This window comes from Lentzea sokolovensis, assembly GCF_033949975.1.
In the GTDB taxonomy this organism is placed as follows: Bacteria; Actinomycetota; Actinomycetes; order Mycobacteriales; family Pseudonocardiaceae; genus Lentzea; species Lentzea sokolovensis.
This window is the reverse complement of record NZ_JAXAVU010000034.1, coordinates 1-628: the sequence shown is the minus strand read 5'-3', so window position 1 is coordinate 628 and position 628 is coordinate 1. Positions and strand designations below refer to the sequence as shown.

Sequence of the window (628 nt, the reverse complement as noted above, 5' to 3'; positions counted from 1 at the left end):
ACGGTCCAGGTTCAGCCGACGTCGTTTGCGGCTGGGCATGCGCGCCACGTGGTCGGCGTAGTCGTCAGCCGTCAACTGCAGGAAGTCCTCGGTCCCACGGAATCCCACCGCTGCTCCGAGCCGCTCCAGCGCGGTGACGAGGTGCTGATTGCCCATCCGGTCCGGGATCCACGGTGCGACCACACATTGCACACCGCGTTCCTGCGCGGCCTGCACGGACGCGGTGACCAGGTGACGGAACAGCTCCGGCGTCCAGAAGGTGAACGCCGCCTCGGTGCGATATCCCAACGGTGATCCCAGCATGAGCGCGGGAAAGAACGCGTCGACACCCAGTGCACTCACCCGGTCCACTGCCGACTGGGGCAGTTCTGCCCCACCGCAGCACGCCTGGACGTCGGGCGACGGTTGCCAGCCGAGATAGGTACGAGGATCGAAGTCGAGGTCCGGCGGTGTGGTGTAGATGTAGCCGGGCAGCAGAGCGTCCTCGTTGCGCAACCTGTGCGCGGTCGTGTGGAACGGTTCGCCCTCGGTCATGGCCGCCTCCGCGGACCGCAGCCAGGTCGGCGTGATGTACGGCCACGCCTCCCTCAGATTTTCGCGCTCGAAGTCCCAGCCCCAGGACGGCAGC

At 67.2% G+C, this 628-nt stretch carries 1 protein-coding gene; it reads right to left on the bottom strand.

Annotated elements, in window-relative coordinates; all coding sequences use genetic code 11:
• On the bottom strand, positions 1-628 hold a 628-nt coding region (locus SK854_RS48145), incomplete at both ends, for a hypothetical protein (RefSeq protein ID WP_319981897.1).